This window comes from Cystobacter fuscus, assembly GCF_044360685.1.
GTDB classification, from domain to species: Bacteria; Myxococcota; Myxococcia; order Myxococcales; family Myxococcaceae; genus Cystobacter; species Cystobacter fuscus_C.
The window spans coordinates 9132306-9151423 of sequence record NZ_CP043491.1 but is presented as its reverse complement, the minus strand read 5'-3'; the positions used below and the strand labels follow the sequence as shown (position 1 = coordinate 9151423).

The window sequence follows — 19118 nt, the reverse complement described above, 5'->3', positions numbered from 1 at the left end:
TCACCGGCCAGCAGGAGGTTTGCCCTTGGTTCGTCATCGGATTCTGACCGCGCTCCTCGCCTTGCCCCTCGCGGCGTGCGACGTGGAGGGCACGAACGCGGCGCCGGAGAGCACCGACGAGATTGGCACCCTGTCCTCGGCCGACGTGAAGTCCGCGCTGAGCGTCATCCCGGGCGTGCAGGTCGTCGGCAAGCACGAGGACGGAGTGATTCCCTTCTACGTCCGGGGTGACTTCGGCTCCACGGGCCAGGCCTTGAGGGGGCTCGCGGCCGGTGACGTGCGCGCCCAGCTGGGCGACGCGCTCAACCGCATCGCCCCCATCTTCCGTCTGCAGGCGGCGGACCTGGTGGTGCGGCGCACCCGCGTGGACGCCCAGGGCCACACGCACGTGCGCTATGCCCAGACGAAGAATGGCCTGCCGGTGGTGGGCGAGGAGCTCGTCGTCCACGTGGATCCCGAGGGCCACGTCTACGCGGTCAACGGCACGGCGCGCGATGGAGAGAACGTCCCGGCCGTGGCGCGCGTCTCCCGCGAGGCGGCCACCCAGTCCGCCCTGCGCCACACCGAGGGCACCGGGCTGAACGCCGGGAGCGCCCAGCTCGTCTACTACCGCCCCGCGGGCGCCCGGCTGCAACTGGCCTATGAGGTGGTGGTGACGGGCGAGGGCGCCCTGCTGCCGGTGAGTGATCACGTCTTCGTGAGCGCGCGCGACGGCTCCATCCTGGGACGCACCACGAACATCCACACCGCGCTCAACCGCAAGGTGTACTCGGCCAACAACACCAGCAGCACCCCGGGCACGCTCAAGCGCTCCGAGGGTCAGGCCGCCACGGGTGACACCCATGTCGACGTCAACTACGACAAGCTGGGTGCCACCTACGACTGCTACAAGAACAACTTCGGCCGTGACTCGCTCGACAACGCGGGGGCCACGCTCATCAGCACGGTGCACTACAGCACCAACTACGTGAACGCCTACTGGGACGGCACCCAGATGGTGTACGGCGATGGCAACGGCACGGACTCGACCATGCTCGGCTTGTCCGCGGACGTGACCACGCACGAGCTCACCCACGCGGTGACCGAGCACGAGTCCAACCTCACCTACTCGGGTGAGTCCGGCGGCCTCAACGAGGCGATGAGCGACATCTTCGGCGCCTACTGCGAGAGCTACGCCTCGGGCACCTGGGCCACCACGAATGAGGTGTTCATGGTGGGGGATGACATCTGGACCCCGGCCATCCCGAACGACGCCCTGCGCTACATGTACGACCCGGCCAAGGACGGCTCCTCGCTGGACTACTGGACCAGCAGCGCGGGCAGCAAGGACGTGCACTACAGCTCGGGCATCGCCAACCTGGCCTTCACGCTGCTGTCCAAGGGCGGCACGCACCCGCGCGGCAAGTCCACCACGGTCGTCCCCGCCATCGGCGTGCAGAAGGCCGGCGCCATCTACTACAAGGCCAACACGGACTTCTTCACCGCCTCCACCAACTACGCCCAGGCGAAGACCTACCTCGAGCAGGCCGCCACGGCGCTCTACGGCACGGATTCGGCGGAAGTGGCCGCGGTGACGGCCTCCCTGACGGCCGTGGGCGTGGGCATCCCCCCGCCGCCTCCCTGCACGACGCAGGTGGCGCTCTCCAACGGTGTGGCGGTGACGGGCATCTCCGTCAGTGGGGACTCCTGGAGCTGCATCTACACGCTGGCCGTTCCCGCTGGCGCCACCAACCTGACGTTCGACCTGAGCGGTGGCACGGGTGACGGCGACATGTACGTGAAGTTCGGCGCCGAGCCTTCCTCCTCCTCGTACGACTGTCGGCCGTACAAGGGAGGCAACACGGAGAACTGCACCATCGCCAGCCCCCAGGCCGGGACGTACTACGTGAAGATCTACGGCTACTCCGACGCCTCGGGCATGAGCCTCAAGGGCGCCTACTCGGGCTCCGGCGGTGGTGATGGGGGCGGCGGCAACGTGCTGACCAACGGCGTGGAGACGGCCTCGTACTCGGGCGCCAAGGGTTCGTGGACGTGCTTCACGCTGAGCGTGCCGAGCGGGAAGACCTCGGTCGTCTTCACCCAGACGGGCAAGACGGGCACCACGGGAGACGCGGACCTGTACGTGAGGCAGGGCTCGCAGCCCACCACCGGCTCCTACGCCTGCCGTTCGTACAAGACCGGCAACAGCGAACTCTGCACCATCAAGAACCCGGCCGCAGGCACCTGGTACGCGTGCTCGTACGGCTTCAGCGCCTACACCAACGTGACGATGAAGGGCGCCTACTAACCCTCCGGCACACGTCGTGACGTCCGGACGCCCGGGAGCCCATGGCCCCCGGGCGTCGTCTTTTTCAGGACTTGGAGAACAGGGGCCCGTGGGGGCGCAGCGGCAACCGGATGCAGAAGGCCGTGCCCTTGGGGTGGTTGTCCTCCACCCAGATCCATCCCCCATGGGCCTGCACGGCGCGGCGGCAGAAGGCGAGCGCGAGCCGGTTGCCGCCCTCGGAGCGCCCCGAGGTGGGGGTGTGCTCGTCGGGCAGGTGGGGCTCGAAGAGGTGCGCGCGCGCGGAGGGGGCGATGCTGGGGCCCTCGTCGCGCACCCGCAGCTCGAGCAGGCCGGGCTCGGGGTTGGTGGCCTCGAGCGTGATCTTGCTGCTGCCCAGCGCCGTGTACTGGAAGGAGTTGTCCAGCAGATTGGCGAGGGTGCGGCGCAGCAGCTCGCGGTCCGCGGTGAGCAGGGGCTCCACCAGCTTCACGCTCTGGATGAAGCGGCGCGGGGAGCTTACCAGCCGTTGCTGGAAGTCCCGCGCCACCTCGGACAGCAGCAGGTGGGCGTCGAAGGAGGCCGCGGCGAAGGGGATGGCGGACTCGTCACCGCTCGTGTCCAACAGGTTGGACACGGTGCGCTGCAGATTGTCCGCCGCGTCGCGGATGTCGCGCGTGGTGCGCTGCAGCTCCTCGGGCAGGTGCGGACGGTAGAGCGTGAAGGTGGCGTTGGTGAGGATGCTGGACAGGGGCGCCTTGAAGTCGCGCATCACCCGCTGCAGCAGCCCGTCCTTCTGGCGCTGCAGGCTCGCCAGCGTGTCGCGCTGCGAGCGCAGCTCCTCCTCGCGCCGCTCCAGCTCGCGCACTCGCAGCCGCAGCTGCAACTGGGCCTCCACCTGGCGGCCGATCGCCGCCAGCAGCTCCGCCTGCTCCGCGGTGAGCTGGCGCGGCTGTTGGTCGATGACACACAGGGTGCCGATGTTGTGCCCCCCCACGCTCTTGATGGGGATGCCCGCGTAGAAGCGCAGGTGGAGCTCCCCGGTGACGAGCGGATTGTCATGAAATCGCTCGTCCTGGCATGCGTCGGGCACCACGAAGGGCTGTTCACCCAGGATGGCATGGGCGCAGAAGGCGATGTCGCGCGGGGTCTCCTCGGCCTTCAGTCCGACGCGGGACTTGAACCATTGCCGGGAGTGGTCCACCAGGGACACGAGCGCGATGGGCACTCCGCACATCCGCGAGGCCAGGTGCGTGAGATCGTCGAAGCCGGCCTCCGGCAGGGTGTCGAGGATCTCGAGGGCATCCAGCGCCGCGAGGCGCGCTTCCTCCTGCGGGTGGGGCGGGGCGACCTTCATCTCCCTCCAACGATGCCCGACCTCATGGAGGCTGCCCAGGGGGATCCGCCCGGGGCCCGCTTGTCTGGCCGGGTGGCTTCCCAGGTATGTAGTAGAGTCCGGCGCCTCAAGGAGGACGCACCAGGTGTTCAACGGTCTTCGGTGGTTGGAATCGTTGCTCGAGCGCGTGGGGCTCGGAGGCGTGGTGGCGGAGGCCTACGAGACGCTGCGCGCCCGCACCCCATGCAAGCCGGCGGATGCGTCCCGTCCCGCCCCGGTGGACGCTCCCCGGGTGGCGCCGCGCCAGGAAGTCCTCGAGTCCGTGGCGCCAGCCGCGCCGCCGCCGCCCGTGCCACCGCTGGCCGCCCGACGTCCGGACCCCCTGGCGGCGCGCTCCGGGGAGGAGCAGGTGGCTCCGGCCGCCCCTCCGCGGGCTCCGCGCGCGAAGAAGGCCGCCACGCCGAAGAAGAAGACCGGGCCCACCGCCGTGCGCAAGCCCGCTTCCGAGCGGAACAAGAAGGCCGCCCGGGGTCAGGCGGCTGGCGCGGCGCGGGCCCCGGCCGCCGAGCCCGGGGATGCCGTGGGCGCGCTGGTGGACGCGCTCCGGGCTCATCCGAGGCAGGAGGAGCTGGTGGCCGCCGGGCGGCACAAGGACCAGCTCCTGCGCTCGCTCATTCCGCTCTACCTCGCCCGGTCCCTGGAGCTGGAGGTGACGTCGGGGACCACCTCGCGCTTCTGGGGGGAGCTCGGCGTGGCGTACGCCGCCCCGAACGCGGCCAAGGCGCTGCGCCTGAACACCGGCTTCACGCAGGACACGCCCAAGGGCAAGGCGCTCACGCCCAAGGGCGTCAAGTACGTCGAGTCGGCGCTGACCCGGCTGCGCTCCTCGGGTGCCTGAGCCGTGCGTCCGGGGCCCGTCCCGTCTGCCCGCCAGACCCACGGCTCCAGGGAGGGGTCGGAGCGACCCCTGTCCGGGGTGGATCCAGCGAGTGTCACCCGGTTCAAGATCTGTGCGCGGCGGGCACACGGTCCCGGTGTTATCCTGATATGACCGTCCCGCATCGGGGAGCGTGCATCCGAGGGCGCTCCCTCCTGGCTGGCGAGCGGGCATCCGAACGCATTCCCGCTCGCGGGGGGCCTCACATCGTTCCCCGGACCCTGTCGTCCTGTAGGGGCCTGTCCCATCTTCGTGGAGACCGGCCTGAAACCCTTTTCGGAGGTAAGTCACATCATTCGCGACCAGAGAAGCAGCCGCGGCGGTAGCCGCGATCAGAGAACCAATCGCCGTATCCGCGCCCGGGAAGTCCGGGTGGTGGGCCCCGATGGCGCGCAGCTCGGCGTCATGCCGCTCGAGGCCGCCCTGGATCGGGCCCGCTCCGAGGGACTCGATCTGGTCGAGATCAGCCCCATGGCCGTTCCACCGGTCTGCAAGATCATGGACTACGGCAAGTTCAAGTACGAGGAGAAGAAGCGGGCCTCGGAAGCCAAGAAGAAGCAGGTCGTCGTCCACCTCAAGGAAATCAAGCTCCGCCCGAAGACGGAGGAGCATGACTACGAGTTCAAGGTCCGCAACGTGCGGCGCTTCCTCGAGGATGGCGACAAGGCGAAGGTGGTCATCCAGTTCCGGGGCCGGGAAATCACCCACAAGGAGCAGGGCACCACCATCCTTCAGGACGTCATCCAGGACCTGAAGGAAGTGGCCGTGGTCGAGCAGGCCCCCCGCATGGAAGGGCGCCTGATGTTCATGATCCTCGCGCCCAACCCCAAGGTGGCCCAGCGTGCTCGCGAGCTGGCGAGGCAGCAGGCTGCGGCGAGCCCCAGCTCCAAGAAGCCGGCGAGCGAGGCCAAGCCCGCCGCGTCCTCCGCTCCCACGGCGGGCGAGCAGGACGCGCAGACCGCCGCTCCCTGAGGGGAACGAGTTCCTCTCCCGGTGTGGGCCGGAAGCCGCTGAACGCTCAGCCGCTTCCGGCGTCGCGCCGGGGAGGGCTCGGAGAGGCAAGAAGCTTGTCCGCCCGGGTTCTCCCTCCGGTAAAAGGAGGGCCATGCTCACCATCTTCGACTGTGACGGCGTGTTGATCGACTCGGAAATCCTGGCGTCGGGGGTCTACGCCGAGATGATGCGCGAGCTGGGCCTCTCCATCACCCATGAGGAGGCCATCAACCGCTTCACCGGGCTGACCCACGCGCAGCTCGAGATCCTGATCCACCAGGAACTCGGGCGGCCCCTGCCCGCGGACTTCCGTGAGCGCTCGACGCTCGAAATCGATCGCCGGTTGGAGAGCGTGAAGCCCATCGCGGGCGTGCACGCGATGCTCGACCGGCTCCAGGGCCCGCGCTGCGTCTGCTCGAACTCGAGCACCGCGCGGCTGAAGATCAGCATGAGCGCGACGGGCCTCTGGGAGCGCTTCCAACCCCACATCTTCTCGGCCCCCGAGCTGGGCCGCTCGAAGCCCGCGCCCGATGTCTTCCTGCACGCGGCCCGGGTGTTCGGGGTGGAGCCACGCGACACGCTCGTCATCGAGGACTCCTCACACGGCATCGAGGGGGCCGTCGCGGCGGGCATGCGGGTGATCGGCTTCACGGGAGGTGGCCATACCTGGCCCGGTCATGCACAGGCCCTGCGGGAGGCGGGGGCGGTGAAGGTGGTGTCCCGCCTCGAGGAGGTGGGACCCGCCATCGAGGCGCTCGCGGCCTGAGTGGCTCCGTCAGCGGGGCTCCTGCTGGTGGAGCCACGCGGTCGCGGCGGGGAGATCGTCGAACAGCACCGCCGTGCCCGGCTCCGAGTGCTCGACGGTGGTGATGGCGGAGAGCTGGCTGAAGCGGGAAGGGGACTGCACCCACGCGAAGTGGCGCATTCCTGCCGCGCGCATCCGGGGGAACCAGTGGGTCGCCACCCAGTGCGCGGCCCCCACCCAGATGCCCGTCACGTGCGAGTTGTCGTTCAGCACCTTGGTCAGCCGCAGCTTCTCCAACTGGCGGAGCATCTCCTCACAGCCGGCCTTCACCATGTCCACGGACTGATAGCCCTTCCAGTCGGCGTGGAGCCAGCCCGCCACCTCGTCATGGTGGATGTCGATGTGCTCGCTCGCATACAGCAGCCGTCGACTCAAGGGAGCCCTCCTCTTCACCGAGATGGGGAACCCCGGGCTCCAAGTCAACCCCACCCGAGCCGCGGCCGACGGAAGTGTTCGTCTTCCACCAGGCGGGTGCTGGCGGCGCATGTCCTCGTCGAGCGCGTCCTCGATGAGGCCGCGCACCACGTCCTTGCCGCCAATCTCGAAGCCACCTGCTCAGGGCCGCTCGTCGCCGAAGAGCGCGAGGCTGAGCGACAGGTCCTGATGCACGTTGCCGAGTCCCGGGACGTGGCCCTGCTCGCCGAAGGTGCACAGGCCGAGCATGGGCACTCCGGGAAGCAGCCGCGCGAACGTGCGCAGGCCTTCATCGATGCGGGGCCCCAGGGCACCCGCGCACCCGGCGCAGAAGATGAGCGAGGCCCCCTTCACCTCACGCGCCGTCAGTCCTGCCCGCTCCAGCGTCATGTCGATGAGGTGGGCCAGCTCATTCACCAACCCCTCGGGCGTGCCGGTCATCAAGCACACCTCGTCCCGAGGCTCGATGTTGGCGAAGATGTCCACCGAGCCCCGGTCCGCGTGGATATGGGCCGGGTGCACCGTGATGTAGTGGTCCTGCTGGCCGAGCCCCCGGCGCACGGCGATGGGCCGGAGCGCCGTCTGCGCGAGGATGTTGCCGCCCGATTGCAGCTGCTCGTCGATGGCCCCCTCCATCCAGCGCCCCAGCACCTGGGCGGCGGGCTGATCATCCAGCGTCAGCAGCGTCCGGCCCTCGGAGCCCGTGGCCCGCGCGCGCGTGCCCGTGGGGGTGTAGGGCACCGACAGCGCCGTGCCACACCGCACCTCGCCGAAGATCCCCAGCAGCGACACGCCCGAGCGCACCGGCCCCTCGTGGGTGAAGACACTCCACTGTCCCGCGATGGCGTGATCCGCGGCGCTGCCTCCGGAGCAGGGCACGTCCGGGCAGACACTCGCGATGCCCGTCAACATCGCCTCCTCCTGCCCCGGTGAGGCATTGAAGAGGATCATCCTCGGCTGACGGCCTCCCGCCTGGCGCACCAGCGCGCGCGCTGCGGCCTCGCCCGCCCGGCGCCCATCCTCGTCCAGGGACGAGGCCACGAAGGCCATTCCCGGTGGGCCGCCGAGCAGCATCACCGCCAGGGCCCCGTGGCCCTCGTTCTGGACGCCCTCCGGCGTGAGCACCCCGAGCGACGTGGTCACTCCGTGCAGCGCGACTCCGGGCAGCAGCTCCCGGAAGGTGGCATGCACGTCCGCCGCCTCGTGGTCCACCGTCGCGGTGAGGTAGGCCGCCTGGATGGGTGCGCCGCCCAGTCCCGCCCGAGCCCGCTCCACCGCGTCACGCACCGCCTGCTTCGTGTCCTGGTCATGCCCCACTCCCACTCCAATCGACACCGTCATCGGTCGTTCTCCAGCAGGGTTTGAAGTTCTCGCAGCTCCTCGGGCGACAGGACCCGGACCAGCGCCTGCTCCAGCCGCCTCAACGCGTCCGGAGGGTCCGGCTCATCCGGTGGAATCGCGCGCACATTCACCCCGCTCATCATGATGAGGCGCGCGACGCCGAAGCCGAGCTTGCGCTTCTCGACGTAGGCGGTGATGCGGCTGATGCGATTGGCCATGGGGACCCCGCGTCCTGGAGCGAGCCAGGAGTCAGCATCCCACCAGAGCTGGGCGAGGCGTCATGGGTTTTGTCCCCAGGCGCTCACCGTCAGGCGGGAACGCTCAGTAGGCGATGGGGAGGATTGGATGAATCTGTATTTTTCAATACCCGTAGGAGGAGGTGGAATCACTCCTCGGGTGTCTGCTTTCGCGAGAGAGGCCTCGGCGGAGGCGCGGGACGGCAGGAGAGCGCCTCGCCTTCGTGGGCCTCGCACGTGCCCACGAGTGAGCGGGCATGTTGGCTGAGCTCGCAGGCCGCTCCAGGGCTCTTGCTGACGCAGGCCTGCACCGCTTCGAGCGCCGGGCCGGGCCGGCTGGCGGGCAGTGCGAGAACCGAAGCGGAAAGCAGGGCCGTCACCACGGTCAGCGTTGCCTGGAGGCGGGATGATGGACGCACGGGCTCCTCCTGGGGAGAGAGGATGTGACGTGCGCCAGTTTGCGCGCCGAATGTTTCGGTTTCATTTCGGCCGCGCTGGGGTGCTGCTTTTCTCGGCGAGTGGCGCGTCAGCGGTACACCGGCGAGGCCTCGTGCGTACGCCCCCCGCGCTCACGCTCCCGGCGTTCACGCTCGGCACGCTCCCGGGCCTCCCGCTCCCGGCGCTCACGCTCGGCACGCTCCCGGGCTTCCCGCTCCCGGCGCTCGCGCTCCTCACGTTCCCGGCGCTCGCGCTCCTCACGTTCGCGGCGCTCGCGCTCCCAGCGCTCGCGCTCGGCACGCTCCCGGGGAGACTCGTGCCCACCCCGGCCGTGCACCGTGCCGGGATTGCCGTTGGGCGGACCATCGTGCCGCGACGCGGCCAGGGCCGGGGTGCTCGAATACAGAGCGAAGGCAACGGACATCCACGTGAACATGCGCTTCATGGCGGTGCTCCTTCAATCCAACGCTGCGGGGCGCGGAGCTCCTCTCGAACTGCTCGAGGGGGCTGCTCGCGTCCCGTTGTGCGGGGATGGACCGCTGGAGGTGGCCGCGTATTTACCGCTCCGGGGCGGAGTTCGATTTCGAAGTATTACTACTCCGCCGGGAAGGACTCCTCGAGCGGGTCGATCAACGTACGCCGCGCCGCGGGTAGCCGCCGGCCACCCGAACGGGGGCTGGAGGAAGTGCACGGTGGCCGAGCGGGGATCCATCAGGGCGACGCCGTGCGTGGTGCGGTGGAGCCGCCGCACCCCGAGCCGCTCCTCGGCAACGCCAACTCCATCAGCCCGGCGACCGACACGAATTGCCCGCTGTCGTTCGTCTCCGGGCGTGTGCCCCCGTCACTGGCTGTCCATTTCGGGAGGCGAGCCACTCCGAGCGGGGGGAGCTCGACCTGCCGCGTTTCCATCATCGGGGGCCCATCTCCTCCTGACGATGTGCGCCCAGTCCCGGTAATCTCGGGGCATGCGTCGACTCTGGATAGTGGGACTGCTCTTGACGTTCGTTGCGTGCCGCGAGAAGGCTCCTCCCGAGGGGGCCGTGCGGGTCACGGTGAATTACGGCTCCTATCGGCCCGCGTGTCTGCGCGTGGTGGCCAGGGACGCCCAGGGACAGGAAGGCCGGACGGACATCCTCCAGGACCAGTTCAAGGATCCGGACGCGAGGAAGATTCTCGTCGCGGTGTTCCGCAAGGCGGAGTGGGGACGGGAACTGACGCTGGAGGTGTCTTCCTTCGAGGGCTCCGAGGGCGAGGCGTGCTCCGGTGAGCCGGTGGAGCAGCTTTCCTCGGAGCCCATCCCGGTGCCCCTGGGGGACTTCACCCAGTTCGAGGCGACGCTGCGGGCGAAGGACGATGACGGGGACTCCTTCATCGCGAAGGAAGAGGGCGTGAAGGGGCAGGACTGCGACGACGGGCGCGGCGATGTGTATCCGGGCGCCGCCGAGCGGTGCAGCGTCCAGGTGGACTACGACTGCAACGGCGTCAAGGGCTGCCAGGACTCCAGGTGCCAGCAGTCCGCGTGCGATGATGGCAACGCCTGCACCACGGGCGACCGGTGCGAGGGCTCGGGAGTGTCGGCGCAGTGCAAGGGCCAGGCGGTGCAGTGCGAGAAGCCCGCTGGGGCGTGCGTCCTGGGCGCCACCTGCTCCCAGGAGACGGGCCAGTGCGTCGTCACGCGCAAGCAGTGCGGCCCACCGCCGAATACGTGCCGCGAGGCGGGCGTGTGCAATGACGCCACCGGTGACTGCGACTTCCCCCCCAAACAGGCCTCCGTGAGCTGCGATGATACCGATGCCTGCACCACGGGTGATGTGTGTAACGGCGCGGGAACTTGTCAGGGCACCCAGACTCCGTGCACGCCCTCCAGCATCTGCCTCCGCGTGGCCTCGGGTTGTACGGCGCTCGGCAATTGCACCTATGCGCCGGACCCCAGCAAGGTGAACGCCACGTGCGCGCTCGCGGATGGAAGCGCGAATGGGGTGTGCCGTGCCACCGACGGCGCGTGCAGCCGCTTCCCCTACGTTCCGAGCAACTTCGATCCGGATACCGTCCCCACGGCGAGCATCCTGCCGCTGACCACGACGTGTAATGTCACCTTCGACTCGACGACGCTGACTTGGGCTCCCCCCAACTGCGTCAGCAATCCACCCTCTCCCATCGAGTTGACCCAAGGTTCCGGGATGGTGCTGTTCGCCTTGTCGAGACTGGAATTGGCGGCAGAACTCCGGCTCATTGGTAACCGTCCCGTCATCTTCGCGGTCTACGGGGACGCCACGCTCAACAACAACATCCTCGCCAATGGCAAGGGCACAACGCCCGGCGCGGGCGGCAGCCTGGACTCGGCCTGCACGGCACGGCGTGGCAGGGGGGGCGTGTTCAGTGCCTCGGAGGGAGGAGGTGGCGGAGGCGCTGGCGGGGCAACCGCCGGTGCCGCGGGAGGCACTGGGACGGCTACTGGCTCGTCGCATGGCGATGGCGGGAGCGAGGGGGGGAATGTCTTCGTGCCCCTGGTGGGTGGTTGTCCGGGAGGGTCCGGAGGAGGGGACGTCGAGGCGGGCAAGGGGGGCGCCGGAGGGGGCGCGGTGCAGATTTCGGTGGCGGGCACCCTCACGGTCAACCAACGGATCTCCACCAGTGGAGGCGGCGGACGCGGAGGGCAGAGCACCGCCGAGGGTAAGGTCGGAGGAGCAGGCGGAGGAGGAAGTGGAGGGCAGGTGTTGCTCGAGGCCCACCAACTGAATCTCGCCACCTCGGGCCGACTGACGGCGAATGGAGGCGCGGGAGGCGAGGGCGGTGGCTATCTCTCCGGCGGCACCAGGAGTAATGGCAGGGCGGGAGGGGATGGTCTTGTGGATTCGGCGAACCAGTCCGTGGGTGGACGTGATGATTCAACCTCGGGTGGAGATGGAGGAGACGGGGGCTCTCGCAACGGACCTCCTGGTGCTGGCGACCCGGGTTTGTCGGTTGCCGGATCCATTGGAGGAGGCGGAGGAGGCGGCGGAGCCGCGGGTCACATCCGGCTGAGGTCCGTGAAGCCCTGCTCCATCGGCAACGCCAACTCCATCAGCCCGGCGACCGACACGAATTGCCCGCTGTAGTTCGCCTCCGAGCGTGCGCCCGCGTCACTCGTTGTCCATTTCGTGAGGCGAGCCACTCCGAGCGGGGTGGCTCGCCTCACCGCGTTTCCGTCTTCGGACCCATCTCCTCCTGACGATGTGCGCCCAGTCCCGGTAATCTCGCGGCATGCGTCGACTCTGGATTTTGGGACTGCTCTTGACGTTCGTTGCGTGCCGCGAGAAGGCTCCTCCCGAGGGAGCCGTGCGGGTCACGGTGAATTACGGCTCCTTCCGGCCGGCGTGTCTGCGAGTGGTGGCCAGGGATGCCCAGGGTCAGGAAGGCCGGACGGACATCCTCCAGAACCAGTTCAAGGATCCGGACGCGAGGAAGCTTCTCGTCGCGGTGTTCCGCAAGGCGGAGTGGGGACGGGAACTGACGTTGGAGGTGTCTTCCTTCGAGGGCTCCGAGGGTGAGGCGTGCTCCGGTGAGCCGGTGGAGCAGCTTTCCTCGGAGCCCATCCCGGTGCCACCGGGGGAGTTTGCCCAGTTCGAGGCGACGCTGCGGGCGAAGGACGAGGATGGGGATGCCTTCGCCGCGCGGGAAGAGGGGGTGATGGGACAGGACTGCAATGACGGGAACGCAGAGGTGTACCCGGGCGCCGCCGAGCGGTGCAGCGTCGCGGTGGACTACGACTGCAACGGCTTCAAGGGCTGCCAGGACTCCAGGTGCCAGCAGTCCGCGTGCGATGATGGCAACCCCTGCACCATGGGTGACCGGTGTGAGGGCTCGGGAGTGTCGGCGCAGTGCAAGGGGCAGGCGGTGCAGTGCGAGAAGCCCGCTGGGGCGTGCGTCCTGGGGGCCACGTGCTCCCAGGCGACAGGCCAGTGCGTCGTCGCTCGCAAGCAGTGCGCCGCCCCGACGAATGCGTGTCTCGAGGCGGGCGTGTGCAATGACGCCACCGGCAACTGCGACTACGCCCCCAAGCAGGCCTCGGTGAGCTGCGATGACAAGCAAACCTGCACCACGGGCGATGTGTGTAACGGCGCGGGGGTTTGTCAGGGCACCCAGACTCCGTGCACGCCCTCCAGCAACTGCTTTGTCGTGACCGGGGGCTGTCAGGGGGCTGGCAATTGCACCGAGGCGCCGGACCCCAACAAGGTGAACGCCACGTGCGCGCTGGCGGGTGGAACCGAGAACGGGGTGTGCCGAGCCACCGACGGCAAGTGCAGCCGCTTCCCCTATGCGCCGAGCAACTTCGATCCCGATGCCGTCCCCAAGGCGAGCATCATTCCCCTGAACATCACGTGTGATGTGACCTTCAACTCGGAGGACTTGAGTTGGACTCCCGTGACCTGTGTCAGCAATCCGCCCGCGCCCATCGGATTGACTCAAGGCAATGGCATGGTGCTGTTCGCCGTGTCGAACTTGAATTTGAACGGAGAGCTCCGGCTCGTGGGCAGCCGCCCCGTCATCCTGGCGGTCTACGGAGATGCCTCGCTGAACTACAACATCCTCGCCAATGCTCAGGGCACGGTGCCCGGCGCGGGTGGCAGCCTGGCGCAGGCCTGCGAGACGCGACGTGGGAGGGGCGGCGTGTCCAGTAACTCGGTGGGCTCTGGTGGCGGAGGTGCTGGAGGGGGGACCGCTGGTGCCGCGGGAGGGAATGGATCGACCTCTGGCTCGACGCGTGGCGATGGTGGGAGCGCGGGGGGCAATGTCTTCGCTCCTCTGGCTGGAGGTTGCCCGGGAGGGAGTGGTGGCGGGGACAGCGAGGGCGGCGAGGGCGGCGCGGGCGGCGGCTCCGTGCAGATCTCCGTGGCGGGCACCCTCAACGTCTCCAAACAGGTCTCCGCCAGTGGAGGCGGTGGGCGTGGAGGGAAGACCACCGCTGGCGGTGTGGTGGGAGGCGGCGGCGGAGGTGGTAGTGGAGGGCAGGTCCTGCTTGAGGCCCATCAGTTGAATCTGAACGCGTTTTCCCAACTGACGGCGAATGGCGGAGGTGGTGGTGAGGGCGGTGCCTATCGCGACAGCGGCAACCGGCCCGAGGGCGATGGTGGTGACAACGGTTCCACGTCGGCCGGCAGCCAGGCCAATGGTGGAAGCAACGGCTCCAATTCGGGTGGAAATGGAGGCAAGGGAGGCGCGCAGGGGTCGCCTGGTGCTGGTGCCAATGGTTCTTCGGCGAGTTCCGGTGACAAGGGGGGCGGGGGAGGAGGCGGCGGTGCCTCGGGCCACATCCGGCTGAGGTCCGTGAAGCGCTGCTCCCTCAGCAGCTCCATCGTCATCAGCCCGGCGACCGACACGCAGTGCCCGCTGTAGCCACTGCCTCGCGGAGTGCCGCCCGTGGGCCACCGTGCCCACGGGCCGCCACCGTCACCTCGCGCGGCGCACGCGGGTGAGCAGGTACAGCACGCCTCCGAGCAGCAGCAACCCCCCTGCTCGGAGCCACGTGGCCGCGCCCTGCTGCGTCAGCAGCACCCCGCAGCAGATGATGGCCAGCACCGGCACCACCGTCCAGGCGCGGAAATGCCCGCTCCCGGCCGGCTCCTTCCGGCGCAGCACGAGCACCGCCACGTTCGTGCTGATGAAGACGAACAGCAACAGCAACACCACCGTCTCCGCCAGGTCCGCCAGTTCCCCCGTCGCCGTCAGCGCCATCGCCACCAGCGTGGTGGCGAGGATCGCCACCCAGGGCGTGCGCCGGCCCGGCAGCACCCGGCCGAGCACCGCGGGCAACAACCCCTGCTCCGCCATCCCATACGTCAGCCGGCTCGCCATGATCATCGTCAGCAGCCCGCCGTTGGCCACCGCGATGAGCGCCACCACCGCGAACAGCCTCGGGGGCACTCCGCCCGCCACCTTGACGACCTCCAGCAGCGGCCCGCTGGACTCCGCCAGCCGCTCCGGCGCCACCGCCACCACCGCCGCCAACGCCACGAGCACGTAGACCGCTCCCGCCGTGAGCAGCGCGCCGAACAGGGCCCGGGGATAGACGCGCCGCACCTCGCGCACCTCCTCGGCCAGGTTCGCCGAGGTCTCGAAGCCCACGAAGGAATAGAACGCGATCAGCGCCGCTCCCAGCACCGCGCCGCCCACCGAGGCTCCCTCGGGCAACTCCATCACCCGGCCCAGGTCTCCCTCCCCCCGTCCGAGCACCCACGCCCCGAGCAACACGATGAGCAGCAGGCCCGACAGCTCCGTCACCGTCATGACGACGTTGGCTCCCAGGGACTCCTTGATGCCGCGCGCGTTCAGCGCCGCCACCAGCGCCAGGAAGACGAGCGCCATGGACAGGGGCGGCACGTCGATGAACGCCCCCAGGTAGTCCCCCGCGAACGCCAGCGACAGGCCCGCGGCGCTCGTCACCCCGGCCGCCAGCATGCAGAACCCGACCAGGAAGGAGACCACGGGGTGGCCAAAGGCCCGCTCCGCGAACACCGCCGAGCCCCCGGCCTTCGGATACCGCGTCACCAACTCGGCGTACGAGGCCGCGGTGAGCATCGCCATGCCCAGCGCCACCAGCAGCGGCAGCCACACCATGCCGCCCACCCCGTGCGCCAGCTTGCCAATCAGCGCGTAGACGCCCGCGCCCAGCACGTCTCCGAGGATGAACAGATACAGCAGCGGACCCGTGATGCCGCGCTTCAGCCGGGTGTCGGAATTCGAGGAGTCGGAGGTCGTCATGCGCGGGAGATCCGGGGGACCATCAGGCTGAGCGGCAGCGCGGCCAGGACCACGATCGTGGCCACCAGGTGCACGTCATTGATGCTCGCCACGAACGCGAGCGCTTCCATGCGCTGGGGCGTTTCCATGACTCCCCGCTCCACCAGCCGCGCTCCCTCGAGCCTGCCGAACGTGGACAGCAGCGACGTGAAGATGGCGATGGAGAACGAGCCGAACACGTTGCGCAGCCAGTTGCTCAGGGAGGACGCATGGCCACTGAGCACGGGGGGAATCTGCTCCATTCCCGCGTTGCTCGCCGGCATGGTGGACAGCGAGATGCCGACGTTGCGCACCAGCATCCACAGCAACACGTAGGTGCTCGAGGTGTCCGGCGCCAGGCGGCTCAAGGCATAGGTGCCCACGCCGATCATCGAGATGCCCGCCACCATGAGCACGCGCGGCCCGAGCACGCCATACAGGCGTCCGACGACTGGCATCAGCAGCGCCATGGCCAGGGACGCGGGCAGGAGGATCAACCCCGTGTCGAGCGGCGTCCGCCCTTGAATCCGTTGCAGGAACACCGGCAGGAGGAACACGCCCGCGTACAGGCTGATCGTGATGATGCTGGAGACGATCAGCGTCAGCAGGTAGCGCCGGTTGGTGAGCACCCGCAGGTTGAGCAGGGGCGCCTCCACCTTCAGCTCCCGGACGATGAAGACGAGCAGCGACACGCCCCCCAGCACGAACAGCCCCAGGGTCTTCGGGTTGCCCCAGCCCCATGAGCCGCTCCGGCTGAAGGCGATCAGCAGCGCCAGGCTGCTGCTGACGACGGTGATCAGCCCGGGCAGATCGAAGGCGCCGGGCGCGCGCAGCCGGTACCAGGCCACCTCGCGCTGCGTCAGCACGATCGCCAGCAGGCACAGCGGCACGTTGATGAAGAACAACCACCGCCAGCTGCTCAGGGTGATCAACGCTCCGGCCATCGTCGGGCCGAAGGCGGGCGCGAGCATGGCCGACAGGCTCCAGAGGCTGATCGCCAGCGCCTGCTTCTCCCGGGGAAGCACCTGGTAGATGAGCGTCATCGTCACGGGCATGACCAGCCCGCTGAACGCCCCCTGCAGGCAGCGGAACCCCACGAGCGACATCGCGTCCCACGCCCACCCGCACAAGAGCGACGACACCAGGAAGCCCCACAGCGCGGCCAGGTACAGCCACTTGAAGCTGAACCTGTCCCCCAGATAGCCGGTGAGCGGCGCCACCGTGCCCATGGCCAGCATGAACCCCGTCAGCGTCCACTGCATCAGGGAGAGCTCGGCATCGAAGTGCCGCTGCATCTCGGGAATGGCGATCGTGATCGAGCTGGAACTCAGCACCGTGATGAACGAGCCGAGGAAGAGCGCGAACATGAACGGCCAGAACCTCACCTCGCGAGGTGCTTCCGCGTTCATGGTGGGCCCTCCTTTCGGCGCGCTTCCATCCCATGTTCCCGTGGTCGCGTCCACGACTTCGCTATCCTCGCCCCGGAGAGGATCTCTGGAATGAATCTGCGCTGTCAGTCATGCGGAGCGGAGCTGGTGGTGGCCGCCGAGTCGTTCACCACGGTGTGTCCCTATTGCGCGGCTCCTTCCGTGGTGGAGCGCCCGGCGAGCGAGGCGCGGCCCGTGCCCTCCTTCGCGCTGGGCTTCGCGTTGACCCGGGACGTCGCCACCGAGCGCGTGAAGCACTGGCTGCGCACGCGCCACCCGTGGACGCATGGCGGGCTCAAGCGCGCCTCGCTCCAGGACGTCCGGGGCGTGTACGCGCCCGCGTGGCTCTACAGCGCCCGCGCCGAGTCGCGCTACAGCGCCTCCATCGGCGAGAACTACCAGGAGACCGAGACGTACACGACCACGGAGAACGGCAAGACCGTGACGAAGACACGCACGGTGACGAAGACCGAGTGGCGCTCGCTCCAGGGCGAGCACTCCGAGTACGTGCTGGACGTCCTGGTGACGGCCTCCCGGGGGCTGCCCAACGCGGAGCTGGAGGCGCTGGAGCCCTTCGACCTGCGGGCCCTCGCGCGCTACGAGCCGGCGCTCGTGGCGGGCTGGGTGGCCGAGGAGCCCTCCCTGTCGCGCGAGGAGTCCCTGCGCCAGGCGCGCGAGGAGGCGCGGGAGCGGATCGGCCGCCGGCTGTCGTCCTTCATGCCGGGCGACTCACACCGCGAGTTGCGGCACGACACCCACCTGGAGGAGGAGTCGCTGGACGTGTGCCTCGTGCCCGTCTGGGTGCTCGCGGCGCGCTACGACCCCGAGAAGCCACCCCTGCGCGTGATCGTCAACGGGCAGTCCGGCGAGGTGTTCGGCCAGGCGCCCGTGTCGTGGGTGAAGGTGCTGCTCACCGCGCTCGCCCTGCTGGCGCTGGTGCTGCTCCTGGCGTGGTTGTCCTCGCGGGGAGGTGGACGATGACGGCGTGCGCGAGGTGTGGCGGCGCGCTGGAGGCGGGGGATCTGCGCTGCCCCTTGTGTGGGCTGGCGGTGGCCGGAGCGCCAGTGGCCGATACGGCGCTCGTGCGGGCGAAGGTGGTGCGGTGCGACACGTGTGGGGCCTCGCTCGAGTACTCGGCGGAGGTGAAGGCCCCGCGGTGCGCCTTCTGCGCGTCCGTGATGCACGTGGAGATGACGGCGGACCCCCTGGAGCAGGCCGAGGCCTTCCTTCCCTTCTCCGTGGACGTGGCGGCGGCGCGCGAGGCGCTCGGGCGCTTCCTGGCGCAGAAGCGCTTCTTCCGGCCCGGGGATCTGGCGCGGCTAGCGGCGGTGCAGTCCCTGCAACCCCTGTGGTGGCCCGCGTGGGGCTTCAGCGCGGGCGCCCGGGTGAGCTGGGCCGCGGACTCGGACGCGGGGAGCAGCCGCTCGGACTGGGCGCCCCACGCGGGCCAGGTGGAGCTGTCCTTCCAGGACATCCTCGTGTCCGCGTCCCGCGGCCTGACGGAGGAGGAATGTGCCCGGCTCGCCGGTTCCTACTCCCTGGCGCGCTCGGAGGGCTCGCCCCACGGCCCCGAGGAGGCCCAGGTGGAGCGCTTCGACGTGACGCGCTCGGGGGCACGGCGGCAGATCCTCGCGGCGGTGGAGGCCGAGGCGCGCGAGCGGATCCAGCGCGAGCACATCCCCGGCCGCCGCTTCCGCAACGTGCACGTGGCGGTGGTGCTCTCCCGCCTGGAGACGCGGCGCTACGCGCTGCCCGCCTACGTGCTCGCCTATCGCTACCGCCGCAAGGTGTACCGGGTGGTGGTGCATGGTCAGGACCCCGCGATGGTGCTCGGCGAGGCCCCGGTATCGGTGCTCAAGGTGATACTGGTGATGCTGGGAGTGTTGCTCGCGCTCGCGGTGCTCTTCCTGCTCCTGTCACGCTGAGTCCGTCCCCGCCCGTCATCCGGGAGGAGCTGGGCTCAATGCCTGTCATTCTCTTCTTCCTCTTCTTCGGGAATACATGCTCACGGCGGGGGCTGGCCCCCGCACGGGTGTGTGGCTCACCGACCCCGCCTGACAGGATCATCTGTCCCGAGGAGTGAGAAAATCCTCTCAAGAAATGGGTTTCAGGCCTGGAATCTGTCTGTGATGTCGACATGACTTGCTTCCGCTTCCCTGATCCTGTTCA

General features: G+C 69.1%; 16 protein-coding genes. 8 read left to right on the top strand and 8 right to left on the bottom strand.

Annotation, left to right across the window (positions count from 1 at the left end; translation table 11 throughout):
- Nucleotides 1-25 precede the first annotated feature (25 nt).
- Nucleotides 26-2287, top strand: a complete 2262-nt coding sequence (locus F0U63_RS37440) for a M4 family metallopeptidase (protein ID WP_395837741.1) — start codon at nucleotides 26-28, stop codon at nucleotides 2285-2287.
- Between the two features lie 64 nt (nucleotides 2288-2351).
- On the opposite strand, the gene F0U63_RS37435 is transcribed toward F0U63_RS37440, so the two are convergent.
- Nucleotides 2352-3620, bottom strand: coding sequence for an ATP-binding protein (locus F0U63_RS37435; protein WP_395837739.1), 1269 nt, complete (start codon nucleotides 3618-3620; stop codon nucleotides 2352-2354).
- A gap of 124 nt (nucleotides 3621-3744) precedes the next feature.
- Here F0U63_RS37435 and F0U63_RS37430 point away from each other — a divergent pair, with 124 nt between their 5' ends.
- The 3 genes from F0U63_RS37430 (at nucleotide 3745) to F0U63_RS37420 (ending at nucleotide 6295) form a co-directional block, all read left to right on the top strand.
- A complete protein-coding gene (locus tag F0U63_RS37430) occupies nucleotides 3745-4497 on the top strand; it encodes a hypothetical protein (protein WP_395837737.1) in 753 nt (250 codons plus the stop codon).
- Nucleotides 4498-4827: 330 nt separating this feature from the next.
- Nucleotides 4828-5508 (top strand): translation initiation factor IF-3, encoded by a 681-nt coding sequence (gene infC / locus F0U63_RS37425; RefSeq protein WP_395848485.1) that lies wholly within the window; start codon nucleotides 4828-4830, stop codon nucleotides 5506-5508.
- A gap of 133 nt (nucleotides 5509-5641) precedes the next feature.
- The gene (locus tag F0U63_RS37420) at nucleotides 5642-6295 is read left to right on the top strand and encodes an HAD family hydrolase (RefSeq protein WP_395837735.1); all 654 of its coding nucleotides are present in this window, start codon (nucleotides 5642-5644) and stop codon (nucleotides 6293-6295) included.
- 9 nt (nucleotides 6296-6304) lie between these two features.
- On the opposite strand, the gene F0U63_RS37415 is transcribed toward F0U63_RS37420, so the two are convergent.
- The 5 genes from F0U63_RS37415 to F0U63_RS37395 all read right to left on the bottom strand — a co-directional run bounded on the left by F0U63_RS37415 (nucleotide 6305) and on the right by F0U63_RS37395 (nucleotide 9208).
- On the bottom strand, nucleotides 6305-6709 hold the full coding sequence (locus F0U63_RS37415; RefSeq protein WP_395837733.1) for a hypothetical protein: 405 nt from the start codon (nucleotides 6707-6709) through the stop codon (nucleotides 6305-6307).
- A gap of 180 nt (nucleotides 6710-6889) precedes the next feature.
- Nucleotides 6890-8089: an FIST signal transduction protein gene (locus tag F0U63_RS37410; protein WP_395837731.1), complete on the bottom strand. Its 1200-nt coding sequence runs from the start codon at nucleotides 8087-8089 to the stop codon at nucleotides 6890-6892.
- Complete coding sequence (locus tag F0U63_RS37405) at nucleotides 8086-8307, bottom strand: hypothetical protein (RefSeq protein WP_002628896.1); 222 nt, start codon at nucleotides 8305-8307, stop codon at nucleotides 8086-8088. Before F0U63_RS37405 ends, F0U63_RS37410 begins: the two co-directional genes overlap by 4 nt.
- Before the next feature lie 167 nt (nucleotides 8308-8474).
- Entirely contained in the window at nucleotides 8475-8744 is a 270-nt protein-coding gene (locus tag F0U63_RS37400) for a hypothetical protein (protein WP_395837729.1), read from the bottom strand.
- Nucleotides 8745-8851: 107 nt separating this feature from the next.
- Nucleotides 8852-9208 carry a hypothetical protein gene (locus tag F0U63_RS37395; protein ID WP_395837727.1) on the bottom strand — a complete coding sequence of 119 codons (357 nt, stop codon included), beginning with the start codon at nucleotides 9206-9208 and terminating at the stop codon, nucleotides 8852-8854.
- A gap of 550 nt (nucleotides 9209-9758) precedes the next feature.
- On the opposite strand from F0U63_RS37395, the gene F0U63_RS37390 reads away from it, so the two are divergent.
- On the top strand, nucleotides 9759-11861 hold the full coding sequence (locus F0U63_RS37390) for a putative metal-binding motif-containing protein (RefSeq protein ID WP_395837725.1): 2103 nt from the start codon (nucleotides 9759-9761) through the stop codon (nucleotides 11859-11861).
- Between the two features lie 175 nt (nucleotides 11862-12036).
- On the top strand, nucleotides 12037-14139 hold the full coding sequence (locus tag F0U63_RS37385) for a putative metal-binding motif-containing protein (RefSeq protein WP_395837723.1): 2103 nt from the start codon (nucleotides 12037-12039) through the stop codon (nucleotides 14137-14139).
- A 54-nt stretch (nucleotides 14140-14193) separates the two neighbouring features.
- On the opposite strand, the gene F0U63_RS37380 is transcribed toward F0U63_RS37385, so the two are convergent.
- Nucleotides 14194-15504, bottom strand: a complete 1311-nt coding sequence (locus tag F0U63_RS37380; protein ID WP_395837721.1) for an APC family permease — start codon at nucleotides 15502-15504, stop codon at nucleotides 14194-14196.
- Nucleotides 15501-16931 carry an MDR family MFS transporter gene (locus F0U63_RS37375; RefSeq protein ID WP_395837719.1) on the bottom strand — a complete coding sequence of 477 codons (1431 nt, stop codon included), beginning with the start codon at nucleotides 16929-16931 and terminating at the stop codon, nucleotides 15501-15503. Before F0U63_RS37375 ends, F0U63_RS37380 begins: the two co-directional genes overlap by 4 nt.
- 90 nt (nucleotides 16932-17021) lie before the next feature.
- Between F0U63_RS37375 and F0U63_RS37370 the strand changes: the two genes are divergently transcribed.
- Together F0U63_RS37370 and F0U63_RS37365 are read left to right on the top strand one after the other, a co-directional pair.
- Nucleotides 17022-17930, top strand: a complete 909-nt coding sequence (locus F0U63_RS37370; protein ID WP_395837717.1) for a hypothetical protein — start codon at nucleotides 17022-17024, stop codon at nucleotides 17928-17930.
- Nucleotides 17927-18874, top strand: coding sequence for a zinc ribbon domain-containing protein (locus F0U63_RS37365; protein WP_395837715.1), 948 nt, complete (start codon nucleotides 17927-17929; stop codon nucleotides 18872-18874). Before F0U63_RS37370 ends, F0U63_RS37365 begins: the two co-directional genes overlap by 4 nt.
- Nucleotides 18875-19118 lie beyond the last annotated feature (244 nt).